Below are 23,426 nucleotides of genomic sequence, written 5' to 3'. Positions count from 1 at the left end.
CTGCTCTCCTGTATTCGTGATCATCGTTGCTCACGATGACCGGGGTTTCTATCAGTTGTGTTGTGCTTGTCCGGCTAGCCGGCCAGCTGGCGCTGAAGGTCGTTCAGGCGGGCGAGGACCGAAGCGTCGACCACTTCATCCCCCACCTGGACACGGATGCCGCCGATCAGCGTGGGATCAACGTTGACGTTGACCTTCAGCTCGCGTCCGTAGAGGGAGTTCAATCCCTGCTGCAGACGGCTTGCCTGCGTCTCCGTGAGGGGACGCGTGACGCTGACCGTCGCAATCCAGCGCTGCTGGCGCTTGGCGGCGAGCTCGGCGAAACGGCTTACGAGCCTGGTTGCCTTGATGCCACGGGGTTGCGCCACTGCCTGTCCGATGAGGACCTTGGCTTCCTCACTTGCGGAAGGAACGAGCCTTTCGGCCAGGGTGATCTTCGCTGCGGCGCTGGCCTGCGGTTCAGACAGGGCACGCTGCACCTCGTGGCTGGCAGCCACGGCCTGGTTGAAGGAGAAAAGATCGTTCTCCAGTTCTTCCAGGCCGGTAATACCGGAGGCAGAAACGGCCGACTTGTTTTCAGCAACGGCGATAACCACCGTTGCGGCAAGCGTCTCGAGTGCATCGCCGATGTCCCGCGCCGATGCCCAGCGTGAGCTGGCCAGACCGGCTGCGATGTCCACGGCTTCGGCGGAAGCTTTTCCGCCAAAGAGCTGCTTGATCAACCCCGACTTTTCCTCACCGCTGCGGGAGGGGTCAGTCAGGGCGCGGCGCAAGCCAGCCGAGCTGTCCACTGCTGCCAGGATCCCGAAAAGTTCCTTTGCCAACTGCAGCGATGCAAACGGAAGCTTTGGCTCCAGCTCGCTCAGCGCCTTGGTCAGCGATTCGCTCGATACACCTGCCATTACTTAGCTACACCTGCGTTCTGGGACTCCAGATCGGCCAGGAAGCGGTCAACAACGCGTGCTGCGCGCGCGTCGTCCTCGAGGGTCTCCCCAACGATGCGGCCCGCAAGAGTGGTGGCAAGAGTGCCAACCTCTGAACGCAGCGACACAACTGCCGCCTGGCGCTCGGATTCGATCTGCACATGTGCCTGGGCGGTGATCCGCGCAGACTCGGCTGCAGCCTTCTCCTTCAGTTCCGCCAGGATCTGAGCGCCTTCGGCACGTGCTTCCTCGCGGATGCGGTTGGCCTCGGCACGGGCATCAGTGAGCTGCTGCTTGTACTCTTCGAGTGCGGCAGAAGCCTCAGCCTGTGCCTTCTCAGCCTTGGCGATGCCGCCCTCGATGGCCTCGGCACGCTCTGCGAACGTCTTCTCGAACATCGGGACAACGAACTTGACCACGATGAAAAAGAGGACAGCAAAGCCGGCGAGGACGACGCCCATTTCCCAGGGATTGGGAACGAGCGGGTTAGCCGCCTCGGCGCCTTCAGTGGCGGCTGAGATGATCAGCTGATTCATGTTTCACCCGTCCTTATCTACTCGGTTCTGAATGTTCGCTTAGTTCTGAAGGTTTACTTGAGAACGAAAGCGAAGACCAGGCCCAGGATGGCGAGGGCTTCAGTCAGCGCAAGGCCGAGGAATGCGATCGGCTGCAGGACGCGCTGAGCTTCCGGCTGACGTGCCACACCGTTGATGTAGGCGGCGAACACGAGACCCACACCGATACCACCGCCGATGGCCGAGAGACCGTAGCCGATGAGGTTGAGGGAGCCGTTGATGGAGCCTTCCATTTTTCTTCCTTTCAAGATGCCATGTGTATGGCAGGTTGTTTGGGTTGCTTCATCCCCGCGAGGGGAAGTTTGAGGTGCCTAGTGGCTGTCGGCGTGGAGTGCGCCTTCGATGTAGATCGCGGTCAGCAGGGTGAACACGTACGCCTGCAGCGCCATGATCAGCGCTTCGAGCATGTACATGGCAATAGCACCGGCGAGAACCAGGACTGAGGTGCCCTTGAGGAGGACGTTCTCCTGCAGGACGAGGTATTCGATGCCGGAACCGGCAATCATGACGATCAGGTGGCCGGCCAGCATCGTGGCGAACAGACGGAGGCTGTGCGTGACCGGGCGGACCAGGAAGTTGGAGATGATCTCGATCGGAATGACGATCGGCAGGATGTAGACCGGGACACCGGAGGGAACGGTGGCGAGCTTGAAGTAGCGCAGGCCGTTCTTCTTGATGCCGATGCCGATCCAGGTGACGTACACGATCGCTGCCAGCACGTAGGCGCCGCCGACGTGCGAGAAGCTCGGGAGCTGGATCAGCGGGATTGCGCCGTAGATGTTGTTCACCAGGATGAAGAAGAACAGGCTGAACAGCAGCGGGACGTACTTGATGAAGTCCCTGCCGCCGATGATGTCCTTGGCGATGCTGTTGCGGACGAAGCCGTAGGCGGCTTCACCTGCGAACTGCAGCTTGCCGGGAACGAGCTGCTGCTTCCGCGCAGCGAGCACAAAGAATGTGGCGATAATGACGACGGACAGGATAACCAGCAGCATCTGCTTGGAGAATCCGTCTGCCGCACCCCACGGCAGGATTGCCGGCAGGTGCATTTCTTCAATTCCGGGAGGTGTGAACTCTCCTGAATTTTGGGCCGGGAGCGCAAGCGCGATCAACGCGTTTCCTCTCTGCAGTGTCCATCGTTGGGCGTTGGTCGGGTTCCGGCGCGCGTCATGCTTGCCCTCCCCCTCGTGAAATTATTTGGCATTACTGTTCCCGTCCTCGGACGGGCCGCTGGCTGCACCGTTCCCGCCAGCTGAATTCCTTGAACTGGTGAGGCCGTGCATATGGGACAGATAGAACCCTCCCGCAGCTCCAAGCAGAGCGCCTGCGAGCACAATCCAGCGGGTTCCCCACAGATAATCCAGTCCCCACCCTATCAAACTCCAGACGATGATTCCGCCAATAATGTAGCTAAAGACGGCCATTCCAGCGTTGTAACCGCCGTCGGAATTTTCGCCGGGTACAGCGGCAGGACCGGGCGTCGGTTTGGGTGTCCCAGGCTCGTTTTTTCCGGGCTGGTTGCGCTTAGACATCAGCGCTGCCCCCGTTCCGGTTGGTGTCGCCGTCCGGTTCAGGATCGTTGAAGATCTGCAGCCGGGCTTTGCTGAAACCGTAGATCTCGGCCGCCTGCCATGTGACCACGGCCACGACGGCGCCAATGACGAACCAGCGGCCGTGCAGCCAGCCGGGAGCACCGACGGCGAACAGCACCACGGCGAAACCGATGACCTTGACGAAGTAAGTCGCCACGAACAGGCCGACGGCACCCGAGGGGTTGTTGCGCCCTACGAAGTGTCCTATCAGCAGGCTGATCGCGAAGAACACGACCACCAGCAAGCCGCCGAGGCTGCTGGACACAACACCGGTCCAGCCGTTCAGCAGGGCAGCCACCACGCCGGTCAGGACCAGGGCGCCACCGGCCACCGCAGAACTGAGTCCCAGCAGACCGAGCCACAGCGACCGCGTGGGCCCGGAGACGCCAACGGATCCTTGGCCGGACGCAGGTCCGGGCTCAGCGTTGGAGGTCATGCGAACCCAATCTTCGGGGCAGGGTGGAGTGGTGCAGGAAAAGCCTGCACCTGAATTCTACACGAGATAGAAATTTTCCGAAAAGCGCGTATTACTCCGGCGCCTGTCCCACTCCGTTGTTCTCGGCGCGGCGGCTCAGGTACGGCCAGGCCGTGACCAGACCCATGATCAGCGTGGCGGCGACCATTACTGCCAGCACGACCTGCCAGGGGTAGACGGCAAAGGCCAGGCCGCCGAAGGACAGCACTGCCGCCCATAAGTACAGCAGCATGACCGCGGTGCGGTGGGAGTAACCAATGTCCATGAGTTTGTGGTGCAGATGCCCGCGGTCGGCGGACCACGGTGAACGGCCGACGGCGGTGCGCCGCACCACCGCGAGGCACAGGTCCAGGAGCGGCAGGAAAAGCACCGCAAACGGCAGCAGGATGGGGATGATCGTGGGAATACCGTTGACGCGGTCATAAAGCCCCGAAGTGATCTGACCGGTCGAAACCACACCGGCTGACGCCATGAGCAGGCCTATCAGCATCGCGCCGGAGTCGCCCATGAAGATCTTTGAGGGAAACCAGTTGTGTGGCAGGAAGCCAAGGCAACTGCCCACGAGGACTGCAGTCAGCAGCGTGGCGAGGTCGGAACGGTCCAGGATCGGCGCATTGCGGTGGACCCAGTAGGCGGTGAGGAAGAAGGCGGACCCGCCGATGATGGCTACCCCGGCCGCCAGCCCATCCAGCCCGTCGATGAAGTTGAACGCGTTCATCGTGACGACGATGAGGCCAGTGGTGAGGGCGATGTTGATCGGGTCCGAGTCAAAGCGGATCGGCTCCGGAATGAACGGGATGATGGTCATGCGCACACCCCAGACGGCCACCACGAGCGCAGCGCAAGCCTGCCCGATCAGCTTGACCCACCAGCGAATGTCCAGGAGGTCGTCCGCCACTCCCACCAGCACGATGACGGCAGCACCCGCCAGCACACCCCACGGAGCACCGTTGTTCCGGAAGATGTCTTTGACGAAGAAGGACTGGCTTGCCACGGCCAGCGCCACCAGCACGCCGGCGAAAATCCCCAGCCCGCCGAGCCGCGAGACCGGGCTGGAATGCATGTCCCGGCTGCGGATCGGGGCGAACAGCTCTAGCCGGTTGCCGATCAGCCGTGCACCCCACGTTGCCCCGTAGGAGACGATCGCCGCTGTCAGCATCATGGACAGGTACATGATCATGGCGCGGCCACCGTTCCTGTGGCACTCTGCCGGCCGGCGCAGTGCTTGCGGATGACGCAGCGCAGGACACTGCCGCGGTGCAAGCTGGAATGCTGCAGGCTATACGGATGCGGATTCGGGGTCAGGCCGGGTGGACCATGCGGGCTCGTTAGGTGTGGATCTGACGTGCAATAAATGAAACTTCTCCGTCGCCATGCGCACAGACAGGCAGTGCATAGTGCCTGACGGGGCTGTATTACAGTGGACTCTAGTCAAGATACTAACGCCAACGGGTACATCGCTTCGCGTCACACGGCCTTACGCCGGCGGGAAACTTGCCGACGGCTGTGCTGAAAGGATCCCCGCAATGCCAGTGTCGGTCGCAGTTGCCGCCGTGACGTTTGACCGTCCCCATGAGCTCGCCGTCCTGCTGAAAGCCATCAATGGGCAGACGGCCCCCGTGTCCACAATCTGCCTCGTTGACAGCGGCACGGTGCCGGCGAAAGACGTCGCCGCCGAGCATGCGAATGTGGACTACATCCGTTCCGAAGCCAACCTTGGTGGTGCCGGCGGCTTCTCCCTTGCGGCGCTCAAGGCCGTGGCCAGCGGCGCCGACTGGGTCTGGATGATGGACGACGACGCCGAGCCGGCGGACGCCGAGTGCCTGGCCACGCTGATCCGGGAAGCGGAGGCGCGGGACCTGGAGGCCGTTGTGCCCCTGGTGGTAGCTCCGGGGCATCCCGACCAGCTCTCCTTCTTCTTCCGGCTGGACGGCAGGGTCTCCCACGACCGGGCCGCCCTGGAGAGGGTCGGGTTCCTGCCGAACGACGGCCATTTCTTCAACGGTGCGCTCATCCGCTCCGATGTCTTCTTCAAGGTGGGACTGCCGGACATGCGCCTCTTCATCCGGGGCGACGAGGTGGACTTCACCATCCGGCTGCGCAAGGCGGGCATCCGTTTCGGCACCGTCACCACGGCTGCGATCATGCACCCGCACGCGTTTTCCGAAACGAAACACGTGTTCGGCGCCCGCTGGCATGTCATCGTCCCGGAGGGCGCCTTCAAGCGGTACTACTACTACCGCAACCGCGGCTATCTGATTCGCCGCCATTTCCGCGTGAAGTCCTTGGTGGCCGATGTGGGCGGCTACCTCGGCTATTTCCTCCGCCGGGGCGATCTCCACGGGCTCGCGGACTGGTTCCGGGCGTTTTCCACGGGGCTCCGCGGCAAGGGATTTGGCCCGCTGAAGGACCAGAAGTTCTAACGTAGGGGCCCGCGCATCCGGCGCCGCAGCAGCAGTCCCAGCAGGACCCATGGCTCGCCAAACACCCGGTATGCCACGCGGCGCGGGTGCAGCAGCAGCCGCCAGGCCCACTCCAGGCCCAGCCGGCCAAGCCAGCGGGGCGCCAGCTTCTGGATGCCGGCGATCTGCTCAATGGCTCCCCCGACGGCGCAGTAGACCGCGGGCGGCAGGGACGGCAGGCGGCGCCACAGCACCTCTTCCTGCAACGGCATGCCCAGGCCGATCAGCACGAGCTGCGGCTGGACTTCCGCCAGCCACGCGGCGGCCTTCTCTTCCACATCCGAATCCCAGCCCTCCCCCGGCATTCCGGACACGGCAGCGCCCGGGACTATGCCCTGCAGCTTCGCCACGGCCTTGGCGTTGGCAGTCGCCCCGGCCCCCAGGACGGCGATGCGGTGGAGGCCGTCCAGCCGGCCCAGCGCGGGAATCCAGTCTGTTGAACCAAGCCGGTAGTCCATGACGGGCCGGGTCTCCGGGCCGGTCTTTGCCCGGCCCCTCCCCCACAACCAGAGGACGGGCGCGCCGTCGAGAAGGACAACGTCGCTGTTCTCGTAGAACTTCCTGAACTCGGGTTCGGAGTGGAAAAGCGTCACGCTGTGGAGATTGTGTCCGACGACGGTTCTGGTGGCGCCGTCAGCCACGAATCCGTTGAGGACTGCGGTAAGTCCGTCGACGTCCAGGGGCGTGGCATCCACCCCGAGGACCGGTATCGGTTGCCTCTGCAGCGTCATTCGGCGCTTGCGGGCTTTTCGCCTGAGTCGGTCTGCACAGGAGCTTCCGCGGCAACCCCGGCCCCGTCCTGGGAGACCTGAGCCTCGTCCTGGGAGACCTCAGCCCCGTCCTGGGAGACCTCAGCCCCGTCCTGGGAAACCTCAGCCCCGTCCGCTGCGTTGCCGTTGATATCGAGGACTCCGGGAACCACGCCGCGCAGACGCTCGATGCTGATGGCCCCCTCACGGACCACGCGCAGCGGCAACGATGTCGCATCCACAATGGTGGAAGGCCGTGCGTCGGTTCCCTCGATCGGCCGGAAGCCGCCTTCAAGGTAGACCTCCACGGACTCCGCGAGCTGGGAGCGTGCTTCAAAAGCTGTCTGCGCCGGAGCCTGGCCCGTCCTGTTTGCCGAGGACACGGCGAGGGGGCCGGTAACGGTCAGCAGGTCGATTGCCACCTCATCGTCAGGGATGCGAAGGGCGACTGTGCCCTTGGTCTCGCCCAGGTCCCAGTCAAGGGACGGCTGCGCGTGGAAGATAAGGGTCAGCCCGCCGGGCCAGAATGCCTCGGCAAGGTCGCGGGCATCCGGGTACACATCGGTGGCCAGCCCGTCGAGCGCATTCAGGCGCGGAATCAGTACCGGCGGCGGCATGTTCCGGCCGCGGCCCTTGGAGACCAGCAGCATGGTGACGGCCTGCGGGGAAAAGGCATCGGCAGCGATTCCGTAGACGGTGTCCGTAGGAAGGACAACGCACTTCTTCTCGAGGATCGCCCGCCGGGCGTGGGCGATTCCGGCGGTCCGCTCGTCATCGGCCGTGCAGTTGTACGTAGTGGTCACTGCCTCATTCTTTCATTACTCCGCGGGCGGGGAAGCAAGGACGGCGCTGGTGGCGCGTTCCTTGCCGTTAAGGTCAAAATGCGTGGTGACGTCGGTCCAGAGCCCTGTCCGCTTCAGCATCGCCGAGATCCAGCCGGCCTGGACTTCGGCGTGTTCCATCACGAAGTAGCCGCCGGGAACCAGGAGCCGTGCCGCCGAGGCGGCAGCCGCCGTCGGCAGTTCCATGCCGTCCGCTCCCCCGCCGTAGAGCGCTTCCGGGGGGTCGTGGAGGGCCACTTCCGGTTCATTAGGGATGGCTTCAGCGGGAATGTACGGCGGATTGGACACCACGACGTCGAACGTTCCGTTCTGTTCCGGCATCGCGTTCCGCAGGTCCCCCAGCAGCAGGGTGACCCCCAGCGGCCGGAGATTCTTCGCCGCCCACGCGTGCGCGAATTCGCTGAACTCCACCGCGAACACCTCGGCCTCGGGCACCTCGTGCGCGATTGATCCGGCGATGGCACCGGATCCGGTACCAAGATCCACCACTTTGGGGCGGACCACGCCGGCACGTTCCAGCACGCGCAGCCGGTCGATGACCAACTGCACCACGGACTCGGTCTCCGGGCGGGGAATGAAGACGCCGGGCCCAACCGCGAGCTGGAGGTAGCGGAAGTGCGCCACACCGGTGATGTGCTGGAGCGGAATCCGGGTGGCACGCTCGGCAACGAGTTCGGCGTAGCCTGCGGGGGCCGGCGCATCACCGAGCATCATGGCCCGCAGCCGGCCCAGGCCCACGCCCAGCAAATGGTCGGCCAGCAACTCGGCGTCCACCCGGGGGCTGGGCACGCCGGCCTCGGTCAGGCGCTCCGTCGCCTCACGGACCGCAGCAGCCAGTGACTGCGCAGGCGGACTGTGCTCTGGCGGCGCCGGGGTTTGCTCGGACGTCATGTGATCCCGGGGCTCCTAGTCGCCGATGGCGTCCAGCCGCGCCTGCTCGTCCATCTCGATGGCGGACTGGATGACCGGCTCGAGGTCGCCGTTCATGACCTGGTCCAGGTTGTACGCCTTGTAGCCCGTGCGGTGGTCCGCGATCCGGTTTTCCGGGTAGTTGTACGTGCGGATCCGCTCGGAACGGTCCATGGTGCGGATCTGGGACTTGCGCTGCTCGGAGTTGGCAGCGTCGATCTGCTCCTGCTGGTGCGCCAGGATACGGGCACGGAGGACGCGCATGCCGGCTTCGCGGTTCTGCAGCTGGGACTTCTCGTTCTGCATGGCCACGACGATTCCAGTGGGCAGGTGCGTGATGCGGACGGCGGAGTCGGTGGTGTTGACGGACTGGCCGCCGGGACCGGAGGACCGGTAAACGTCGATTTTGAGGTCGTTCTGGTTGATCTCGAGTTCTTCGGGTTCATCCACCTCGGGCAGGACAAGAACACCCGCGGCCGACGTGTGGATGCGGCCCTGCGATTCCGTCACGGGCACACGCTGGACACGGTGCACGCCGCCCTCGAACTTGAGGCGTGCGTACACGCCTTCGGCGGGATCGTTGGAGCTTCCCTTGACAGCCACCTGGACGTCCTTGTAGCCGCCGAGGTCGGATTCGGTGGAGGAGATGATCTCCGTCTTCCAGCCCCGTGACTCGGCGTAGCGGGTGTACATGCGCAGCAGGTCGCCGGCGAACAGGGCAGCCTCGTCGCCGCCTTCGCCGCCCTTGACCTCTAGGATCACGTTGCGTGCGTCGTCCGGGTCCCGGGGAATCAGCAGCCGGCGAAGCCGAGCCGCCGCAATTTCCAGGGCTTCCTCCAGTTCAGGCACCTCGGCCGCGAACTCGGGGTCCTCGTCAGCCATCTCCTTCGCCGCCGCAAGGTCATCCCGCAGCGCTTCCCACTTGTGGTAGGCATCCACAATGCCATTCAGCTGAGCAGACCGCCGCCCCAGCTTCCGCGCCAGCTTCTGGTCAGCATAAACAGCCGGATCCCCCAACTGCGCCTGGATGGCATCATGCTCATCAAGCAGGCCCTGTACGGACTCAAACATTCTCAAAACCTCTTTCGACTTGTAACCAAGTCTAGTGATGGACCGCAGGTGGCGAGTTAACGACGAAGCCGCACGGATTTTTCCGCCCCGGGAGTGGCATCGGGCCTGCCGGAGCTGGGAGGCTCGCGATCGAAGATCGCAAGCCTCCCAGCGTAGGGGCGGGGGCGGAAAATCCGTGCGGCGCCAGCGCGCGGAACCGCCAGAAACCAGCGGTTTACGCGACGCTACTTGTCGTTATCCGACTTCGCACCAAGCGTCGTCTTCTGAACCTGCATGAGGAACTCGACGTTGCTCTGGGTCTCGCGGATCTTGTTGGTCAGCAGTTCCAGGCTCTGCTGGGTCTCAAGGCCGGAGAGGACGCGGCGCAGCTTCCACATGATCTTGACCTCTTCGGCCGAGAGCAGGTTTTCTTCGCGGCGCGTGCCGGAGGCGTTGACGTCCACGGCGGGGAAGATGCGCTTGTCAGCCAGCTGGCGGGACAGGCGGAGCTCCATGTTGCCGGTGCCCTTGAACTCTTCGAAGATGACCTCGTCCATCTTGGATCCGGTCTCCACGAGGGCCGTCGCCAGGATGGTCAGCGAGCCGCCGTTTTCGATGTTGCGGGCAGCACCGAAGAACCGCTTGGGCGGGTACAGTGCGGCGGAGTCCACACCACCGGACAGGATGCGGCCGGAGGCCGGCGCTGCCAGGTTGTAGGCACGGCCCAGACGGGTCATGGAGTCCAGGAGCACCACGACGTCCATGCCCATTTCCACGAGGCGCTTGGCGCGTTCGATGGAGAGTTCGGCCACGGTGGTGTGGTCGTCGGCGGGACGGTCGAAGGTTGAGGCAATGACCTCGCCCTTGACGGTGCGCTGCATGTCCGTGACTTCTTCGGGACGTTCGTCCACCAGCACCATCATGAGGTGGACCTCAGGGTTGTTGGTGGTGATCGCGTTGGCGATGGACTGCAGGATGAGCGTCTTGCCGGCCTTGGGCGGGGAGACGATCAGGCCACGCTGGCCCTTGCCGATCGGCGCCACCAGGTCGATGACGCGGGGGCCGATCTTCTTGGGGTCGGTCTCGAGGCGCAGGCGCTCGGACGGGTACAGCGGAACGAGCTTGGCGAACTCCACGCGGTCCTTGAGGTCCTCGGCGGTCTTGCCGTTCACCGAGGTGACGCGGACCAGCGCGTTGAACTTCTGGCGGGCGGACTGCTGGCCGCGGTCTTCGCCGTCGCGCGGTGCGCGGATGGCGCCGACGACGGCGTCGCCCTTGCGCAGGTTGTACTTCTTGACCTGGGCCAGGGAGACGTACACGTCGTTCGGGCCCGGAAGGTAACCGGATGTGCGGATGAACGCGTAGTTTTCGAGGACATCCAGGATGCCGGCCACCGGCAGCAGGACGTCGTCGTCGGTAACTTCGACGTCGTCGACGTCGGGCCCCTGGCTGCGTCCCCGGCGGCGGTCGTTGCGGTCGCGGAAGCGGTCGTTGCGGCTGCCGTCGCGGCTGTCGGACCGCTCGTTCCGGTCGTTCCGGTCGCGGCGGTTCCGCCGGTTGCGGCGGCTTCCGCCGTCGTCGTCCGTGTCGCGGCTGTCGTCACGGCGGTTGTCGTCGCGGCGGTTGTCGCGTCCGCCAGCTTCGCCGGCGTCACGGCCCCCGCGGCCGCGGGCATCCCGGCGTTCGCGCTGTCCGGCTTCGCCCTCGGGTGCCTGCTCGCGGGCCTCGGCACCGCGTGCTTCGCGTGTTTCAGTGGCACGGGCCTCAGCACCGCGAGTTTCAGCACCGCGAGTTTCAGTGGCACGGGCCTCGGGGGCAGCCTCGGCCGGAGCGGCGGGTGCTTCGGCGGGAGCCGCTGCGGCTGCTTCGCCACGGCGGCGGTTGCGGGTGCGCGGCTGGCGGCGTTCTGCGCCTTCTGCCTCGGGGGAAGCAGCGCCCTCGGCGGCTGGTGCCTCGGCAGCAGCCGGTGCTTCAGCGGCCGGCGCAGCTGAAGGAGCCTCGGTGGCCGTTTCTGCCCCGGGTGCTGCAACAATGCCGTCGCTCACTGCCCGGCGGCTGCGGCCGCGGCCACGTGCACGGGTTTCCTGCGCCGGAGCCTCGGCTGCTTCAGCGGCCGGGGCTGCTGCGGCGGTTTCGGCGGCGGCGGGGGCGGCAGCCTTGGCTGCGGTCCGGGCCGGTGCCTTGGTGGCGGTGGCGGACGTGCCTGCACGGTGCGCGGAAATGGCCGTCACCAGGTCGCCCTTACGCATGCGGGATCCGCCGGAAATACCGAGCTGGCTGGCGAGAGCCTGCAGCTGGGCGAGCTTCAGGCCGGCAAGGCCGCTGCTCTTGGCGGGCGCTTCCGTCAACGATCCGGAAGCAGAAGATGGTGTGTCCACAGCTGGCGACAGCTCAGTGGTTTCGGTCACGAAGGATCCTTCCCCCTCGACGGCGTCCAGACTGTGAGCTGGACGCGATGATTGGATCTGGGCTGCAGTTCAGATCTGCAGCCGGGATGTCGGCCTTGCCGGTTGGAGTTCGGCCAGCAGGGCCGGATACTGATCACCTTCAAACGCTCCGCATAGGTGGCGGGGCGGCGGACTGGCGGTTCAGGGAACAGAGACGCATCCCTAAGTTCCTGGCCAGGCCAAGCAGGTGGCACCGGAAGATATTGCGCAATAAGAGATCGAAGCAGCAGCAGCAGATCGAAGCAGATTCTGACCCGATGACCGATTAAGGCCATTCTCGGAGTCGTTGACTGCACGGTCTCTTGGCTGCAGGGCCCTCTCGACTGCAGAGTCGCCGTCTGGCTGCATCAATGAATGATGTGTTGATTCAGTGAATGCGGTGATGACTGCGGAGACTGCATGCGGTGTTACCGCCGGTGCACTCCCACTTTAGCACCTTCGACGTCGACTGCCAGCTTCATCACACGCCAGTTGATGTCCGGCGTGTTTGCCTCCGAAAACGCGGCAATGAATTCCAGGACGGCGGCGGCCTCGTCCTCGCCGTTGGCCAGGACCAGAACCGTGGGTCCTGCTCCGGAGACAACGGCAGCGTGGCCGGCTCCGCGGAGGGCCTTGATCAGGCCGGCACTGGGCCGCATGGCCTCCGCGCGGTAGCTCTGGTGCAGGAAGTCCTCGGTGCCGGCGAGCAGGAATTCAGGCTTCTGCGTGAGGGCATGGATCAGCAGGGCTGCACGGCCGGAGTTCATCGCGGCCGCGTGGTGGCCGATGGACGCAGGGAGCAAGGCACGCGCGGCCTCGGTGGAGAGCTCGTAGTCCGGAACTGCAACGATGGGGATGACGGCAGGGTCTACCGTGGCGCACGTGCTGCTGTACTGGTCACTGTCCTGCCACGACAGCGCCAGTCCGCCGTAGATCGCCGGAGCGACGTTGTCCGGGTGCCCTTCCATCTCGCTGGTCAGCTGCAGGATCCAGTTCCGGTCCTGCTGCTCCCCCGCCGGCAGCAGCGCGTTGGCCGCGGTCACGGCTGCCACGACTGCCGACGCCGACGAGCCCAGGCCACGGCCGTGCGGATTAACGTTTTCGGCGGTGATCTTCAGGCCGGTGTGACGGTAGCCCAGCCGCCCGAAAGCGGCATTCATCGCCCGGACCACCAGGTGGCTGGCATCCCGCGGAAGGGAATCCGCGCCCTCGCCGCTGAGCTCGAAGACCAGCTCGTCACTGTCCAGGCTCTCCACCGTGAGGGTGTCGTGCAGCGTCAGTGCCAGCCCGAGGCTGTCATAGCCGGGACCAAGATTGGCGCTGGTGCCCGGAACCCGGACCGTCACCTGCTGCCCGGCCTGGATGGCGGGCAGCTGGGCGGTCTGCGGCAGCATGGTTTCCACTGTTATTTGTCTTCCAGTCCCAGTTCTGCAGCAACGGTCACGACGTCGTTCGGCACCTTGACGGGCTGGACATCGCTGCCGTCCTCGGTCCTGAGAGCCCACTGGGGGTCCTTGAGGCCGTGGCCGGTGACGGTGATGGCGATGGTCTTGCCGGACGGCACCTCACCTGCGGCGTGCTTCTTGAGCAGGCCTGCGACGCCGGCGGCCGAGCCCGGTTCCACGAAGACGCCCTCACGGGAGGACAGCCAGCGGTGCGCCGCGAGGATTTCCTCGTCGGTGACGGAATCGATGAATCCGCCCGACTCGTCACGGGCGGCGATGGCGCCGTCCCAGGAGGCGGGGTTGCCGATCCGGATGGCGGTGGCGATGGTGTCCGGTTCCGTGATGGGGTGGCCGGCAACGAACGGCGCGGCTCCAGCAGCCTGGAAGCCCCACATGGCGGGGGTCTTGGTGGCGACAGGCGCAAGCGTTCCGGCCGTTTCGGACTCGAACGGGGCGGAGTACTCCTTGTAGCCCTTCCAGTAAGCCGTGATGTTTCCGGCGTTGCCGACCGGGAGCACGTGGATGTCGGGAGCGTCGCCCAGCGCGTCGACGATCTCGAAGGCGCCGGTCTTCTGGCCCTGGATGCGGGCCGGGTTCACGGAGTTGACCAGGAAGACCGGGTAGGACTCGCCCAGCTTGCGGGCGATGTCCAGACAGTTGTCGAAGTTGCCGTCAACCTGCAGGAGCGTGGCCCCGTGCGCGATGGCCTGGCTCAGCTTGCCCATGGAGATCTTGCCCTCGGGCACCAGCACGGCGCACGTCAGGCCGGCGGCGGTGGCGTACGCGGCCGCGGAGGCCGACGTGTTTCCGGTGGAGGCGCACACAACGGCCTTGGCCCCGGCCTCCACGGCCGCGGTCATGGCCATGGTCATTCCGCGGTCCTTGAAGGAACCGGTCGGGTTCATGCCCTCGACCTTTAGGTAGACGTCCGAGCCCGTGAGCTCGGACAGCTTCTGGGCGCAGACCAGGGGCGTACCGCCCTCGCCGAGGGTGATGACCCTGGTGGCCGCCGTTACGGGCAGACGGTCAGCGTATTCGCGGATGACACCGCGCCATTGGTGAGCCACTTAAGCTCCTTCTACCCGCAGTACGGATGTAACGGAATTGATCACGTCGAGGCCCTTCACGGCTTCGACGGTCGCTGCCAGTGCAGCTTCACTTGCGCGGTGGGTGACGATCCGCAGCTCAGCCGATTCCACGTTGGAGTCGGCATCGCGGTGGATGGTCTGGCGCATGATTTCGATGGAGACGCCGTGCTCGGCGAAGAGCTGGGCGATCTGCGCCAGCACGCCGGGCTGGTCCGCAACGTCCAGGCCGATGTAGTAGCTGGTGGTCGAGGCATCGATGGGCAGCGCCGGGACGTGGCCGGTGGTGGACTCGATGCGTCCGGGACCGCCCAGGACGATGCGGCGGGCGGCCGAGACGAGGTCGCCCAGCACGGCAGACGCCGTCGGGGTTCCACCCGCACCCTGGCCATAGAACATCAGCTCACCGGCGTTCTCCGCCTCGACGAAGACAGCGTTGAAGGCACCGCGGACGGCTGCCAGCGGGTGCTCGCGCGGCAGGAGCGTCGGGTGGACACGCACAGAAACGCCCTCGTTGCCGGCTGTTTCCGTGCCGGTGGCGGTGATCTTCTCGGCGATGGCCAGCAGCTTAATGACAAAGCCCGCTTCCTTCGCGGCGGCGATGTCGGCGGCGCTGACGCGGGTGATTCCCTCGCAGTAGACGTCCGCCAGGTCGAAGCGGGTGTGGAAGGACAGGGACGCCAGGATCGCGGCCTTGGCAGCGGCGTCGTGGCCCTCGACGTCGGCCGTCGGGTCAGCTTCGGCATAGCCGAGCCGCTGGGCCTCGGCGAGTGCGTCGGCGAACTGCGCGCCGGTAGAGTCCATCTGGTCCAGGATGAAGTTGGTGGTCCCGTTGACGATGCCCAGCACACGGGTGATGCGGTCGCCGGAGAGGCTGTCGCGGATGGGACGCAGGATGGGGATGGCCCCTGCCACGGCGGCTTCGTAGGACAGCTCGACGCCGGCCTTGTCCGCCTCTTCGTAGAGTGCCGGACCGTCGGCGGCGAGCAGGGCCTTGTTGCCCGTGACCACGCTGGCGCCGTTCTGGATGGCGGACAGGATCAGCGAGCGGGCGGGCTCGATGCCGCCCATCAGCTCGATCACGAGGTCGGCGTCCTTGACCAGCGTTTCACCGTCGGTGGTGAAGAGCTCGCGCGGGAGGTCCACCTCGCGCTCGGCGTCGAGGTTCCGCACGGCGATGCCGGACAGTTCCAGGCGGGCGCCGGTGCGCGGCGCCAGGGTGCCGGCGTCGTCGATCAGAATCCGCGCCACCTGAGCCCCGACATTGCCACAGCCCAGCAGGGCCACTTTCAGGGTTCGCAATTCGGTCATTCAGGCTCCCAGGTCGCGGTTCAGCAGATCTTCTTCGGTTTCCCCGCGGACAATGAGCCGGGGAGATCCGTCGCGCACAGCGACAACGCCCGGCCGGGCCAGATAGTTGTAGTTGCTTGACAGGGCCCAGCAGTAGGCGCCGGTCCCCGGTACAGCGAGCAGATCACCGGCTGCCACGTCCTCGGGCAGATATACATCTCTAACAACTATGTCGCCGCTCTCGCAATGTTTGCCCACTACGCGGGACAGCTGCGGGTCCGCTGCGGAGGTCCGCGAAGCGAGAATGGCCGAATAATCCGCGTCGTACAGCACCGGACGGGCGTTGTCGCTCATGCCGCCGTCCACTGACACATAGCGGCGCGCGTGCGTAACGTTTTTACCGCTGTCATCGGGGTTTTCGCCGACGCCGCCGGCCGGGGCGTCCACCCGGACGGTTTTCAGGGTGCCCACCTCGTACAGCGTGAAAGTGCTGCTGCCCACGATCGCACGGCCGGGCTCAATGGAGATCCGGGGTGCTGTAATCCCCAGTTCGGCGCATTTGGAACGCACGACGGCGGCCATCGCCTGCGCGATGTCGGCTGCCGGGCGGGGCGTGTCCACCGGTGTGTAGGCGATGCCGTAGCCGCCGCCGAGGTCGAGTTCGGGCAGGGTGATGGAATACTTGGCCTGCACCGCGGCCAGGAAGGTCAGGAGCTTCTGGGCGGCCAGCGCAAAACCGTCCGGCTCGAAGATCTGCGAACCGATGTGGCAGTGCAGGCCCAGCAGCTCCACGCTGCCGTAGGACGTTGCCGCGGCCACAGCTTCCTCGGCAGCGGACAGGCCTGCCTTATCAGTGGAATCCTCCGCCATGGAGAGGCCGAATTTCTGGTCCTCGTGGGCGGTGGCGATGAACTCGTGGGTGTGGGCGTGCACGCCGGGCGTCAGCCGCAGCATGACCTTGGCGGTCTCCCCGCGGCCGGAGGCGATTTTGGCCACGCGCTCCAGCTCGTCCAGGCTGTCCACCACGATGCGGCCGAGGTTCATGTCCAGCGCCCGGTTGATCTCGGCGTCGGACTTGTTGTTGCCGTGCAGCGACAGGTTGGCACCGTCGATGCCGGCACGGGCGGCGACGGCAAGTTCACCGCCGGAACAGGTGTCCAGCCGCAGCCCCTCCTCGGCCACCCACGCCGCAACGGCGGTGCACAGGAAGGACTTGCCGGCGTAGTAGACGTCAACTCCCCCGCAGATGTCTGCGAAGGCGTCGTCGAACGCGTCCTTGAAGGCACGGGCGCGCGCCCGGAAGTCCGATTCGCTCATGACGAAAAGGGGCGTGCCGAACTGCTCTTTGAGGCTGCGGACCGGGATGCCGTCAATGGCAAGTTCGCCGCCGGCGTTCCGCTCCACTCCGCCGGCCCACATCGGGGTGTGCAGCGCATTGATGTCCGCGGGGACGGCCAGCCATTCCGGAGCCAGCGGCGAGGCTGAGCTGTTGGACCCGGTGCTGTTGGATTCGGTGCTGTTGGATTCCGTGCTGTTGGTGGTTTCCTGCAAGCCAATCACATCCGTTCCGGCGCCGAAACGCCCAGCAGTTCAAGTCCGTTGGCGAGCACCTGGCTGGTGGCGTCATTGAGCCACAGCCTGGTGCGGTTGGTGTCCGTGACGGCTTCGTCGCCCATGGGGGCAATGCGGCAGGCGTCGTACCAGCGGTGGTAGGCGCCGGCAATGAGTTCCAGGTGCCGGGCGACGCGGTGCGGCTCGCGGAGTTCCGCCGCCTTGGCCACGATCGAGGGGTAACTGCCCAGGTAGGACAGCAGTTCGTTCTCCGTGGCGTGGTCCAGCAGGGAGGCGTCGAAGGCGCTGCTGTCCACGCCTGCTGCCACGGCGTTCCGGGCGGCGCCGCGGGAGCGGGCGTGTGCGTACTGCACGTAGAACACGGGGTTCTCGTTGGAGTGCTTCTTGAGCAGCTCGGGGTCCAGAGTAAGCGGGGAGTCGGCCGGGAAACGTGCCAGCGAATAGCGGACGGCGTCAGTTCCCAGCCAGGAGATCAGGTCCTTGAGCTCAATGATGTTGCCGGCGCGCTTGGAGAGCTTGGCGCCGTTGACGGACACCAGCTGGCCGATCAGGACCTCGATGTTGACCTCGGGGTCGTCCCCGGCCGCGGCAGCGATGGCCTTGAGCCGGTTGATGTAGCCGTGGTGGTCTGCTCCCAGGAGGTAGATCTTTTCCGTGTAGCCGCGGTCCTTCTTGGACAGGTAGTACGCGGCGTCGGCGGCGAAGTAGGTGGGTTCGCCGTTCGCACGGATCATGACGCGGTCCTTGTCATCACCGAAGTCGGTGGTGCGCAGCCACACGGCACCGCCGTCGTCGAAAACGTGGCCCTGCTCGCGAAGGCGGGCAACGGCACTTTCGATGGCGCCGGCGTCGTGAAGCTCCTGCTCGGAGAAGAACACGTCGAAGGAGACCCCAAAGTCCGCCAGGGTGTCCTTGATGTCCTTGAGCTGCGCCTCGTAGGCCGCGGCCCGGATCACGGGCAGCGCCGCAGCATCCGTCAGTTCGCGGATATCCGGGTGCCGGGTCAGGACCTCGTGGCCGAGATCGCGGATGTATTCGCCCGGGTAGCCGCCCTCAGGCACGTCGCGGCCGTGCAGGCGCGACAGCACCGAGTTGGCAAACACGTTCATCTGGGAGCCGGCGTCGTTGATGTAGTACTCGGCGGTGACGTCGGCGCCCGAGGCGCGAAGCACCCGGGCGATCGAGTCGCCCAGGGCTGCCCAGCGCGTATGGCCGATGTGCAGCGGGCCGGTGGGGTTGGCGGACACAAACTCCATGTTCACGGTGTGGCCGGCCAGCGCGGCATTGGTGCCGTATTCCCTGCCCGCTTCGACGATGGCCTTGGCCAGCGCACCTGCGGCGGCAGCGTCAACGGTGATGTTGAGGAAGCCGGGACCGGCGATTTCCACACTGTCGACGCCGCTGATGTCCTTGAGCCGGGCGCTGAGCAGGGTGGCGAATTCGCGGGGGTTCGTGCCGGCCTTCTTGGCCAACTGCAGGGCGATGTTGGTGGCCCAGTCACCGTGCTCCCGGTTCTTCGGACGCTCCACCAGGACGGAGTCCGGGATAGCCGCCTCGGCAAGGGCAATGTCGCCGGCGGCAACGGCGTCTTTCAGGCAGGCGGATATTGCGAGGGAGAGTTCTTCGGGAGTCACACTCCTAGCCTACCGGGGAGCCCGTCGCGGCGCGGAATCCGGCGGGCCCGGCACACTCCCTCCGCGTCACAGCAAACAGTAGGGAAATTCACAGGAAAAGCCCTTAGCCTTTAATTGTTGAAACATCAACACTGAATTCAACGCTGTCCCTGGCGTGCCCGCACCACGAAAAGAGACCCCGTGAAGCCTTCAATCCGCAAAACTGTTGTCGCCGGAATGGCCGGCCTGTCCCTCGCCGGAACGGTGGCCGGCTGCGCGCCTTCCGCCCAGCAGCCTGCCGCGCAGGAGACTGAGCCCTCGGCAGCGGGATCCGCTTCGGCGTCGGGAACAGCATCGGGTTCCGCAGCCGGCTACAAGGACGGCACCTACAGCGCGGACGGCAACTACAAGTCCCCCAACGGCACCGAGACCGTGGGCGTTCAGCTGACGCTGGCCAACGGCGCGGTGTCCGCGGTGGAGATCACCGAGCACCCGTCCAACCCCAACACGCGGAAGTTCCAGGGCCAGTTCGCCAGCGGCATTGCTGACCAGGTGGTGGGCAAGAGCCTGGACGAGATCAATGTCTCCAAAGTAGCGGGCTCCTCCTTGACCAGCGGCGGCTTCAATCAGGCCGTCGACGCGATCAAGGCGCAGGCCCTGTAGGCGGCTGCCATGCCGCATGCGGGCTGGCAGGACTTCCGGTTTGACGGGATCGGGACCAGCTGGGAAATCTCCACCCCTGTCCCGCTGTCCCCGGGACTGCGCAGCTCCGTGCTGGCCGAGGTGGAGCGCTACGACGCCATCTGGTCCAGGTTCCGCGAAGACTCCCTGGTGACCCGGATCTGCATGGCGCCCGGGCAGTACGAGCTGCCGCCGGAAGCCACCGGTCTGGCCGCACTCTACCGGCAGCTCTACACGCTCAGCGGCGGAGCCATGACGCCCCTCATCGGAGAAAGCCTTGAGCGGCTGGGCTACGATCCGCACTACTCACTGCTGCCCCGCGGCGACGCTGCACCTCCCCCGGCCTGGGACACCGTCCTGGAATGGCACGGAACGTCGCTGTGCACCGCTGCCCCCGTGGTGCTGGACATTGGCGCGGCCGGAAAGGGGCAGCTCGTGGACCTTTTGGCCGGGCAGCTAAGGAGCCACGGGGTCACGGACTTCTTCATTGACGCCAGCGGGGACCTGCTGAACGGCTCCCCGGAGCCGGTGCAGGTGGCGCTGGAGCATCCGTATGACCCCAGCAAGGCGATAGGAACCGTGCCGCTGGAATCCGGCGCTCTCTGTGCTTCGGCGTCGAACCGGCGGGCCTGGGGAGACGGGCTCCATCATGTCCTGGACGGCACCACCGGGGCGCCGGTCAGGACGGTCGTGGCCACGTGGGCCCGGGCGGACACCGCCATGGAGGCGGACGCCCTCGCCACCGCCCTGTTCCTGGTTCCGGCCGAGGACTTGGAACGGCACTTCCGTTTTTCCTGGCTCAAGGTATTTTCCAGCGGCAGCGCGGAGTACTCCGCGGAATTCGAAGGAGCGCTGTTCACATGAGTTCAACCACCTCCCGGCAGCAGGCCTCACCCGGCACCGCCCTGGACGCGTACCTGGGCCGGTTCACGATGTACAGGCTGGTGTTGCTGGTGCTTGCCGTGCTGGCGGCCTACAGCCTCCTCCTCGAAGCCCTCGGCTGGCTGACGTTCGGTATTCCGAACATGCTCGCCCACCTGGCTCTCTGCGTGGGGCTGACGTACGTTTCCAACCGTGGCCTGGCCGCGCTGTTCCGCGTTCAGCCACATTCGGAATCCTCGCTGATTACGGGCCTCCTGCTGTACTTCCTGTTCTGGCCCACGCAGCTCGGCCCCGCGTTTGCGCCGATGGACCTGGCCGGAGTGGCCCTGGCCTGCGCCCTGGCGTCAGCCTCCAAGTACGCCCTCGCCTGGCGTGGCCGGCATGTGTTCAACCCCGCGGCTGCCGGAGCCTTCATCACCGGGCTGACTGGCCTGAATATTGCCACGTGGTGGGCCGGCACACCTGCCATGCTGTGGCTCTTGGTCCCGGGCGTCCTGCTGGTGCTCTACCGCACCCGGAAAACGCTCATGGCTGCCGTCTTCATCCTGGTGGCCACCGCCGTCGTGGCCGTGGTGCAAATGCCCTCCGGCGTCGACCTCGGAAGTGCCGTGTGGCAAACCCTGGCGCAGGGCCCCGTCCTGTTTTTTGCCGGATTCATGCTCACTGAGCCACTCACACTGCCGCCCCGGCGCTGGCAGCAGCTGGCGCTGGCCGCCGTCGTCGGGATACTGCTGGCCACGCCCTACAACTTCGGTTTCGTGGCGAACTCCCCCGAGCTGGCACTGCTGGCAGGCAACCTGCTGGCGTTCCTGGCAGGCCAGCGTGGAAGCGTCCGGCTGCTGTTCAGCCACTCCCGCATGCTTACGCCGACGACGACGGAATTCGTCTTCCGCCCGCAGCGCCCGCTCCGCCACGCGCCCGGCCAGTACCTTGAACTGGATCTTCCGCACACCAAGCCGGACGGACGAGGCAGGCGCCGCGTCTTCAGCCTGACCAGTCCGCCCGACGCAAAGCATGTAAAGATCGGCGTCGGTACGGCTGACCCCGTTTCCGCCGCCAAGCGCAAGCTGCTGTCCCTCAAGCCTGGCGAGGAGCTCACTGCCACCACGGTGGCGGGCGATTTCGTCCTGCCGAAAGGTTCGGATCCTGTGCTGCTCATTGCCGCGGGCATTGGCATCACTCCGTATTTGGCGCACCTGTCCGGTGGTGTGGCCCGCGAGCGCGACACCGTGCTCCTCTACCTCGCCCGGAATGCATCGGAACTCGCGTATGCGGCGGAACTGCAGGATTCCGGTGCCCGCATCGTCGCCCGGCTCGCCGACGGCTCGGTGCCACCGGACTTCATCGAGGACGCCGGCGCACTGCTTACCCCGGGGGCACGGCTGGACGGTCACGCGCTGAAACGGCTGGTGCCGGACATCGGTCAGCGAAGGGTCTTCATCTCGGGTTCACCGGCCAGCGTCGGATCGCTGCGGCGCGCCGCGCGGCACGCCGGCGCACGCCGTATCCACGCGGATTCTTTCGCGGGATACTGATACAGGGCAGGAAAACGGGTTTCGTTTTCCGTTCCGGCCCACCTTCCTGCTAAGCTCTAGGACGTCCGGCCGGGAACGGCAGGATCCCTGGATGCCCTCGTAGCTCAGGGGATAGAGCGTCTGCCTCCGGAGCAGAAGGCCGTAGGTTCGAATCCTATCGAGGGCACAGAAGAAACCCCCGCCGCTTACTCAAAGCGGACGGGGGTTTCCTGTATCTCCAGTGCGCCTGACGCGGAATGTCAGAGGCCGTTCGTAGTGTGAGTTGCATGTTCTGTTCAATCGTTCCCCCGTACATCCTCCGCCGCCTGGCCGCCCAGGGATCCCCCCGGTTCTCGGCAGTTGCCCGCGCCGCCAGGGAAGCCCTGCTCCACGTTGGCGCCGTGCACGCGGCACGGACGTCGGCGCCGTCGGCTCCTGCCGGCATCAGGCAGCTTCAGCCCTCGCCGGTCAACAGGTCCGTCTTCGACGCGCAGTCCGGCGAGTCGCTGCCCGGCCAGGTTGTCCGGAAAGAGGGGGACGCCGCCACCGGCGACCCCGCCGTCGACGAGGCGTATGACGGACTGGGCCATACGCACAGCCTTTACGCGGACGCCTTCGGGCGGAACTCGATCGACGGCCAGGGTATGCCGCTGAAGGCCACCGTCCACTTCGGCAGGATGTATGACAACGCGTTTTGGGACGGCCAGCAGATGGTGTTCGGCGACGGCGACGGCGAGGTCTTCGAGCGGTTCACGAGGTCGCTCAGCGTGGTCGGCCACGAGCTGGCCCACGGCGTGACGCAGTTTTCGGCCGGGCTGGCCTACCGCAACCAGGCGGGGGCCATCAACGAGTCCGTCTCGGACGTCTTCGGCGCACTCGTGGAGCAGTATTTCCGGAAGCAGACCACCGCCGAAGCGTCCTGGCTGATCGGCGAGGGCCTGTTCACGCCGCAGGTTGAAGGGTCCGCCCTGCGCTCGATGAAGGCACCGGGAACGGCCTACGACGACGATGTCCTCGGCAAGGACCCGCAGCCGGACTCCATGGACTCCTACGTCCGCACACGATCGGACAACGGCGGAGTCCACATCAATTCCGGCATTCCGAACCGGGCGTTCTGCCTCGTCGCCCAGAGTCTGGGCGGGAACGCCTGGGAGGCGCCGGGCCAGATCTGGTACGAGACCCTGACAGGCGGCTCGCTGAGCCCGACCAGCACCTTCTCAGCCTTTGCCAAAGCCACCGCGGCAACGGCGAAGGAACTGTTCGGCGAAGAGTCCGCAGAGCATGACGCCGTGCGCGGGGCGTGGGAGACTGTGAAGGTAAAGCTCTAACTGACGCCGGGAC

22 protein-coding genes and 1 tRNA gene are annotated in these 23,426 nt (G+C 65.8%); 6 read left to right on the top strand and 17 right to left on the bottom strand.

The window, feature by feature from the left end:
- Positions 1–74 precede the first annotated feature (74 nt).
- From AC57BR_RS23650 to AC57BR_RS23620, 7 genes are all read right to left on the bottom strand, one after another.
- Positions 75–902, bottom strand: coding sequence for a F0F1 ATP synthase subunit delta (locus tag AC57BR_RS23650; protein ID WP_496365005.1), 828 nt, complete (start codon positions 900–902; stop codon positions 75–77).
- On the bottom strand, positions 902–1,459 hold the full coding sequence (locus tag AC57BR_RS23645) for a F0F1 ATP synthase subunit B (protein WP_306924365.1): 558 nt from the start codon (positions 1,457–1,459) through the stop codon (positions 902–904). The genes AC57BR_RS23650 and AC57BR_RS23645 overlap by 1 nt, the downstream gene beginning before the upstream one ends.
- A 53-nt stretch (positions 1,460–1,512) precedes the next feature.
- A complete protein-coding gene (atpE, locus tag AC57BR_RS23640) occupies positions 1,513–1,731 on the bottom strand; it encodes an ATP synthase F0 subunit C (RefSeq protein ID WP_003804776.1) in 219 nt (72 codons plus the stop codon).
- A gap of 78 nt (positions 1,732–1,809) precedes the next feature.
- On the bottom strand, positions 1,810–2,610 hold the full coding sequence (gene atpB, locus AC57BR_RS23635) for a F0F1 ATP synthase subunit A (protein ID WP_306924367.1): 801 nt from the start codon (positions 2,608–2,610) through the stop codon (positions 1,810–1,812).
- Positions 2,611–2,691: 81 nt separating this feature from the next.
- Complete coding sequence (locus AC57BR_RS23630; protein ID WP_496365001.1) at positions 2,692–3,030, bottom strand: hypothetical protein; 339 nt, start codon at positions 3,028–3,030, stop codon at positions 2,692–2,694.
- Positions 3,023–3,526, bottom strand: coding sequence for a hypothetical protein (locus tag AC57BR_RS23625; protein ID WP_496364999.1), 504 nt, complete (start codon positions 3,524–3,526; stop codon positions 3,023–3,025). The genes AC57BR_RS23630 and AC57BR_RS23625 overlap by 8 nt, the downstream gene beginning before the upstream one ends.
- Before the next feature lie 91 nt (positions 3,527–3,617).
- Positions 3,618–4,745 (bottom strand): MraY family glycosyltransferase, encoded by a 1,128-nt coding sequence (locus AC57BR_RS23620; protein ID WP_496364998.1) that lies wholly within the window; start codon positions 4,743–4,745, stop codon positions 3,618–3,620.
- A 346-nt stretch (positions 4,746–5,091) separates the two neighbouring features.
- Here AC57BR_RS23620 and AC57BR_RS23615 point away from each other — a divergent pair, with 346 nt between their 5' ends.
- A complete protein-coding gene (locus tag AC57BR_RS23615; protein ID WP_496364997.1) occupies positions 5,092–5,988 on the top strand; it encodes a glycosyltransferase in 897 nt (298 codons plus the stop codon).
- Here the strand turns inward: AC57BR_RS23615 and AC57BR_RS23610 are convergent.
- The 10 genes from AC57BR_RS23610 to argS all read right to left on the bottom strand — a co-directional run bounded on the left by AC57BR_RS23610 (position 5,985) and on the right by argS (position 19,029).
- Positions 5,985–6,758: a WecB/TagA/CpsF family glycosyltransferase gene (locus AC57BR_RS23610; RefSeq protein ID WP_496364996.1), complete on the bottom strand. Its 774-nt coding sequence runs from the start codon at positions 6,756–6,758 to the stop codon at positions 5,985–5,987. The genes AC57BR_RS23615 and AC57BR_RS23610 overlap by 4 nt on opposite strands.
- Positions 6,755–7,579: an L-threonylcarbamoyladenylate synthase gene (locus AC57BR_RS23605; protein WP_496364994.1), complete on the bottom strand. Its 825-nt coding sequence runs from the start codon at positions 7,577–7,579 to the stop codon at positions 6,755–6,757. The genes AC57BR_RS23610 and AC57BR_RS23605 overlap by 4 nt, the downstream gene beginning before the upstream one ends.
- Positions 7,580–7,594: 15 nt before the next feature.
- Positions 7,595–8,509 (bottom strand): peptide chain release factor N(5)-glutamine methyltransferase, encoded by a 915-nt coding sequence (gene prmC / locus AC57BR_RS23600; protein WP_496364992.1) that lies wholly within the window; start codon positions 8,507–8,509, stop codon positions 7,595–7,597.
- Positions 8,510–8,524: 15 nt separating this feature from the next.
- Positions 8,525–9,598, bottom strand: coding sequence for a peptide chain release factor 1 (prfA, locus tag AC57BR_RS23595; protein WP_496364990.1), 1,074 nt, complete (start codon positions 9,596–9,598; stop codon positions 8,525–8,527).
- A 224-nt stretch (positions 9,599–9,822) separates the two neighbouring features.
- The gene (gene rho, locus AC57BR_RS23590; RefSeq protein WP_496364988.1) at positions 9,823–11,985 is read right to left on the bottom strand and encodes a transcription termination factor Rho; all 2,163 of its coding nucleotides are present in this window, start codon (positions 11,983–11,985) and stop codon (positions 9,823–9,825) included.
- A 446-nt stretch (positions 11,986–12,431) separates the two neighbouring features.
- Entirely contained in the window at positions 12,432–13,397 is a 966-nt protein-coding gene (gene thrB, locus AC57BR_RS23585) for a homoserine kinase (protein ID WP_496364986.1), read from the bottom strand.
- Positions 13,398–13,408: 11 nt separating this feature from the next.
- The gene (gene thrC / locus AC57BR_RS23580; RefSeq protein ID WP_496364984.1) at positions 13,409–14,515 is read right to left on the bottom strand and encodes a threonine synthase; all 1,107 of its coding nucleotides are present in this window, start codon (positions 14,513–14,515) and stop codon (positions 13,409–13,411) included.
- Complete coding sequence (locus AC57BR_RS23575; protein ID WP_496364982.1) at positions 14,516–15,844, bottom strand: homoserine dehydrogenase; 1,329 nt, start codon at positions 15,842–15,844, stop codon at positions 14,516–14,518.
- Positions 15,845–17,296, bottom strand: a complete 1,452-nt coding sequence (gene lysA / locus AC57BR_RS23570; protein WP_496365218.1) for a diaminopimelate decarboxylase — start codon at positions 17,294–17,296, stop codon at positions 15,845–15,847.
- 83 nt (positions 17,297–17,379) lie between these two features.
- Positions 17,380–19,029: an arginine--tRNA ligase gene (gene argS / locus AC57BR_RS23565; RefSeq protein ID WP_496364980.1), complete on the bottom strand. Its 1,650-nt coding sequence runs from the start codon at positions 19,027–19,029 to the stop codon at positions 17,380–17,382.
- Positions 19,030–19,209: 180 nt separating this feature from the next.
- Here argS and AC57BR_RS23560 point away from each other — a divergent pair, with 180 nt between their 5' ends.
- The 5 genes from AC57BR_RS23560 to AC57BR_RS23540 all read left to right on the top strand — a co-directional run bounded on the left by AC57BR_RS23560 (position 19,210) and on the right by AC57BR_RS23540 (position 23,413).
- Positions 19,210–19,671, top strand: a complete 462-nt coding sequence (locus tag AC57BR_RS23560) for an FMN-binding protein (protein WP_496364978.1) — start codon at positions 19,210–19,212, stop codon at positions 19,669–19,671.
- Between the two features lie 9 nt (positions 19,672–19,680).
- The gene (locus AC57BR_RS23555; RefSeq protein WP_496364976.1) at positions 19,681–20,553 is read left to right on the top strand and encodes an FAD:protein FMN transferase; all 873 of its coding nucleotides are present in this window, start codon (positions 19,681–19,683) and stop codon (positions 20,551–20,553) included.
- Positions 20,550–22,106, top strand: a complete 1,557-nt coding sequence (locus AC57BR_RS23550; RefSeq protein WP_496364974.1) for a ferredoxin--NADP reductase — start codon at positions 20,550–20,552, stop codon at positions 22,104–22,106. Before AC57BR_RS23555 ends, AC57BR_RS23550 begins: the two co-directional genes overlap by 4 nt.
- Before the next feature lie 93 nt (positions 22,107–22,199).
- A tRNA-Arg gene (locus AC57BR_RS23545) sits at positions 22,200–22,272 on the top strand.
- A 100-nt stretch (positions 22,273–22,372) separates the two neighbouring features.
- Positions 22,373–23,413 (top strand): M4 family metallopeptidase, encoded by a 1,041-nt coding sequence (locus AC57BR_RS23540; protein WP_496364972.1) that lies wholly within the window; start codon positions 22,373–22,375, stop codon positions 23,411–23,413.
- Positions 23,414–23,426: the final 13 nt, after the last annotated feature.

The sequence above is a fragment of the Arthrobacter sp. BGA-UO-ETr-C19 genome (assembly GCF_059568005.1).
The sequence above is the reverse complement of the archived record's forward strand: the minus strand, read 5'-3'. Positions and strand labels throughout refer to the sequence as shown.

Coding starts and splice junctions, on each gene's coding strand:
- AC57BR_RS23550 (WP_496364974.1), top strand. CDS start 20,550: ATGAGTTCAACCACCTCCCGGCAGCAGGCCTCACCCGGCACCGCCCTG.
- AC57BR_RS23625 (WP_496364999.1), bottom strand. CDS start 3,526: ATGACCTCCAACGCTGAGCCCGGACCTGCGTCCGGCCAAGGATCCGTT.
- thrB (WP_496364986.1), bottom strand. CDS start 13,397: ATGCTGCCGCAGACCGCCCAGCTGCCCGCCATCCAGGCCGGGCAGCAG.
- atpE (WP_003804776.1), bottom strand. CDS start 1,731: ATGGAAGGCTCCATCAACGGCTCCCTCAACCTCATCGGCTACGGTCTC.
- prmC (WP_496364992.1), bottom strand. CDS start 8,509: ATGACGTCCGAGCAAACCCCGGCGCCGCCAGAGCACAGTCCGCCTGCG.
- AC57BR_RS23555 (WP_496364976.1), top strand. CDS start 19,681: ATGCCGCATGCGGGCTGGCAGGACTTCCGGTTTGACGGGATCGGGACC.
- AC57BR_RS23615 (WP_496364997.1), top strand. CDS start 5,092: ATGCCAGTGTCGGTCGCAGTTGCCGCCGTGACGTTTGACCGTCCCCAT.
- prfA (WP_496364990.1), bottom strand. CDS start 9,598: ATGTTTGAGTCCGTACAGGGCCTGCTTGATGAGCATGATGCCATCCAG.
- AC57BR_RS23650 (WP_496365005.1), bottom strand. CDS start 902: ATGGCAGGTGTATCGAGCGAATCGCTGACCAAGGCGCTGAGCGAGCTG.
- AC57BR_RS23540 (WP_496364972.1), top strand. CDS start 22,373: ATGTTCTGTTCAATCGTTCCCCCGTACATCCTCCGCCGCCTGGCCGCC.
- AC57BR_RS23630 (WP_496365001.1), bottom strand. CDS start 3,030: ATGTCTAAGCGCAACCAGCCCGGAAAAAACGAGCCTGGGACACCCAAA.
- AC57BR_RS23620 (WP_496364998.1), bottom strand. CDS start 4,745: ATGATCATGTACCTGTCCATGATGCTGACAGCGGCGATCGTCTCCTAC.
- AC57BR_RS23575 (WP_496364982.1), bottom strand. CDS start 15,844: ATGACCGAATTGCGAACCCTGAAAGTGGCCCTGCTGGGCTGTGGCAAT.
- AC57BR_RS23645 (WP_306924365.1), bottom strand. CDS start 1,459: ATGAATCAGCTGATCATCTCAGCCGCCACTGAAGGCGCCGAGGCGGCT.
- AC57BR_RS23610 (WP_496364996.1), bottom strand. CDS start 6,758: ATGACGCTGCAGAGGCAACCGATACCGGTCCTCGGGGTGGATGCCACG.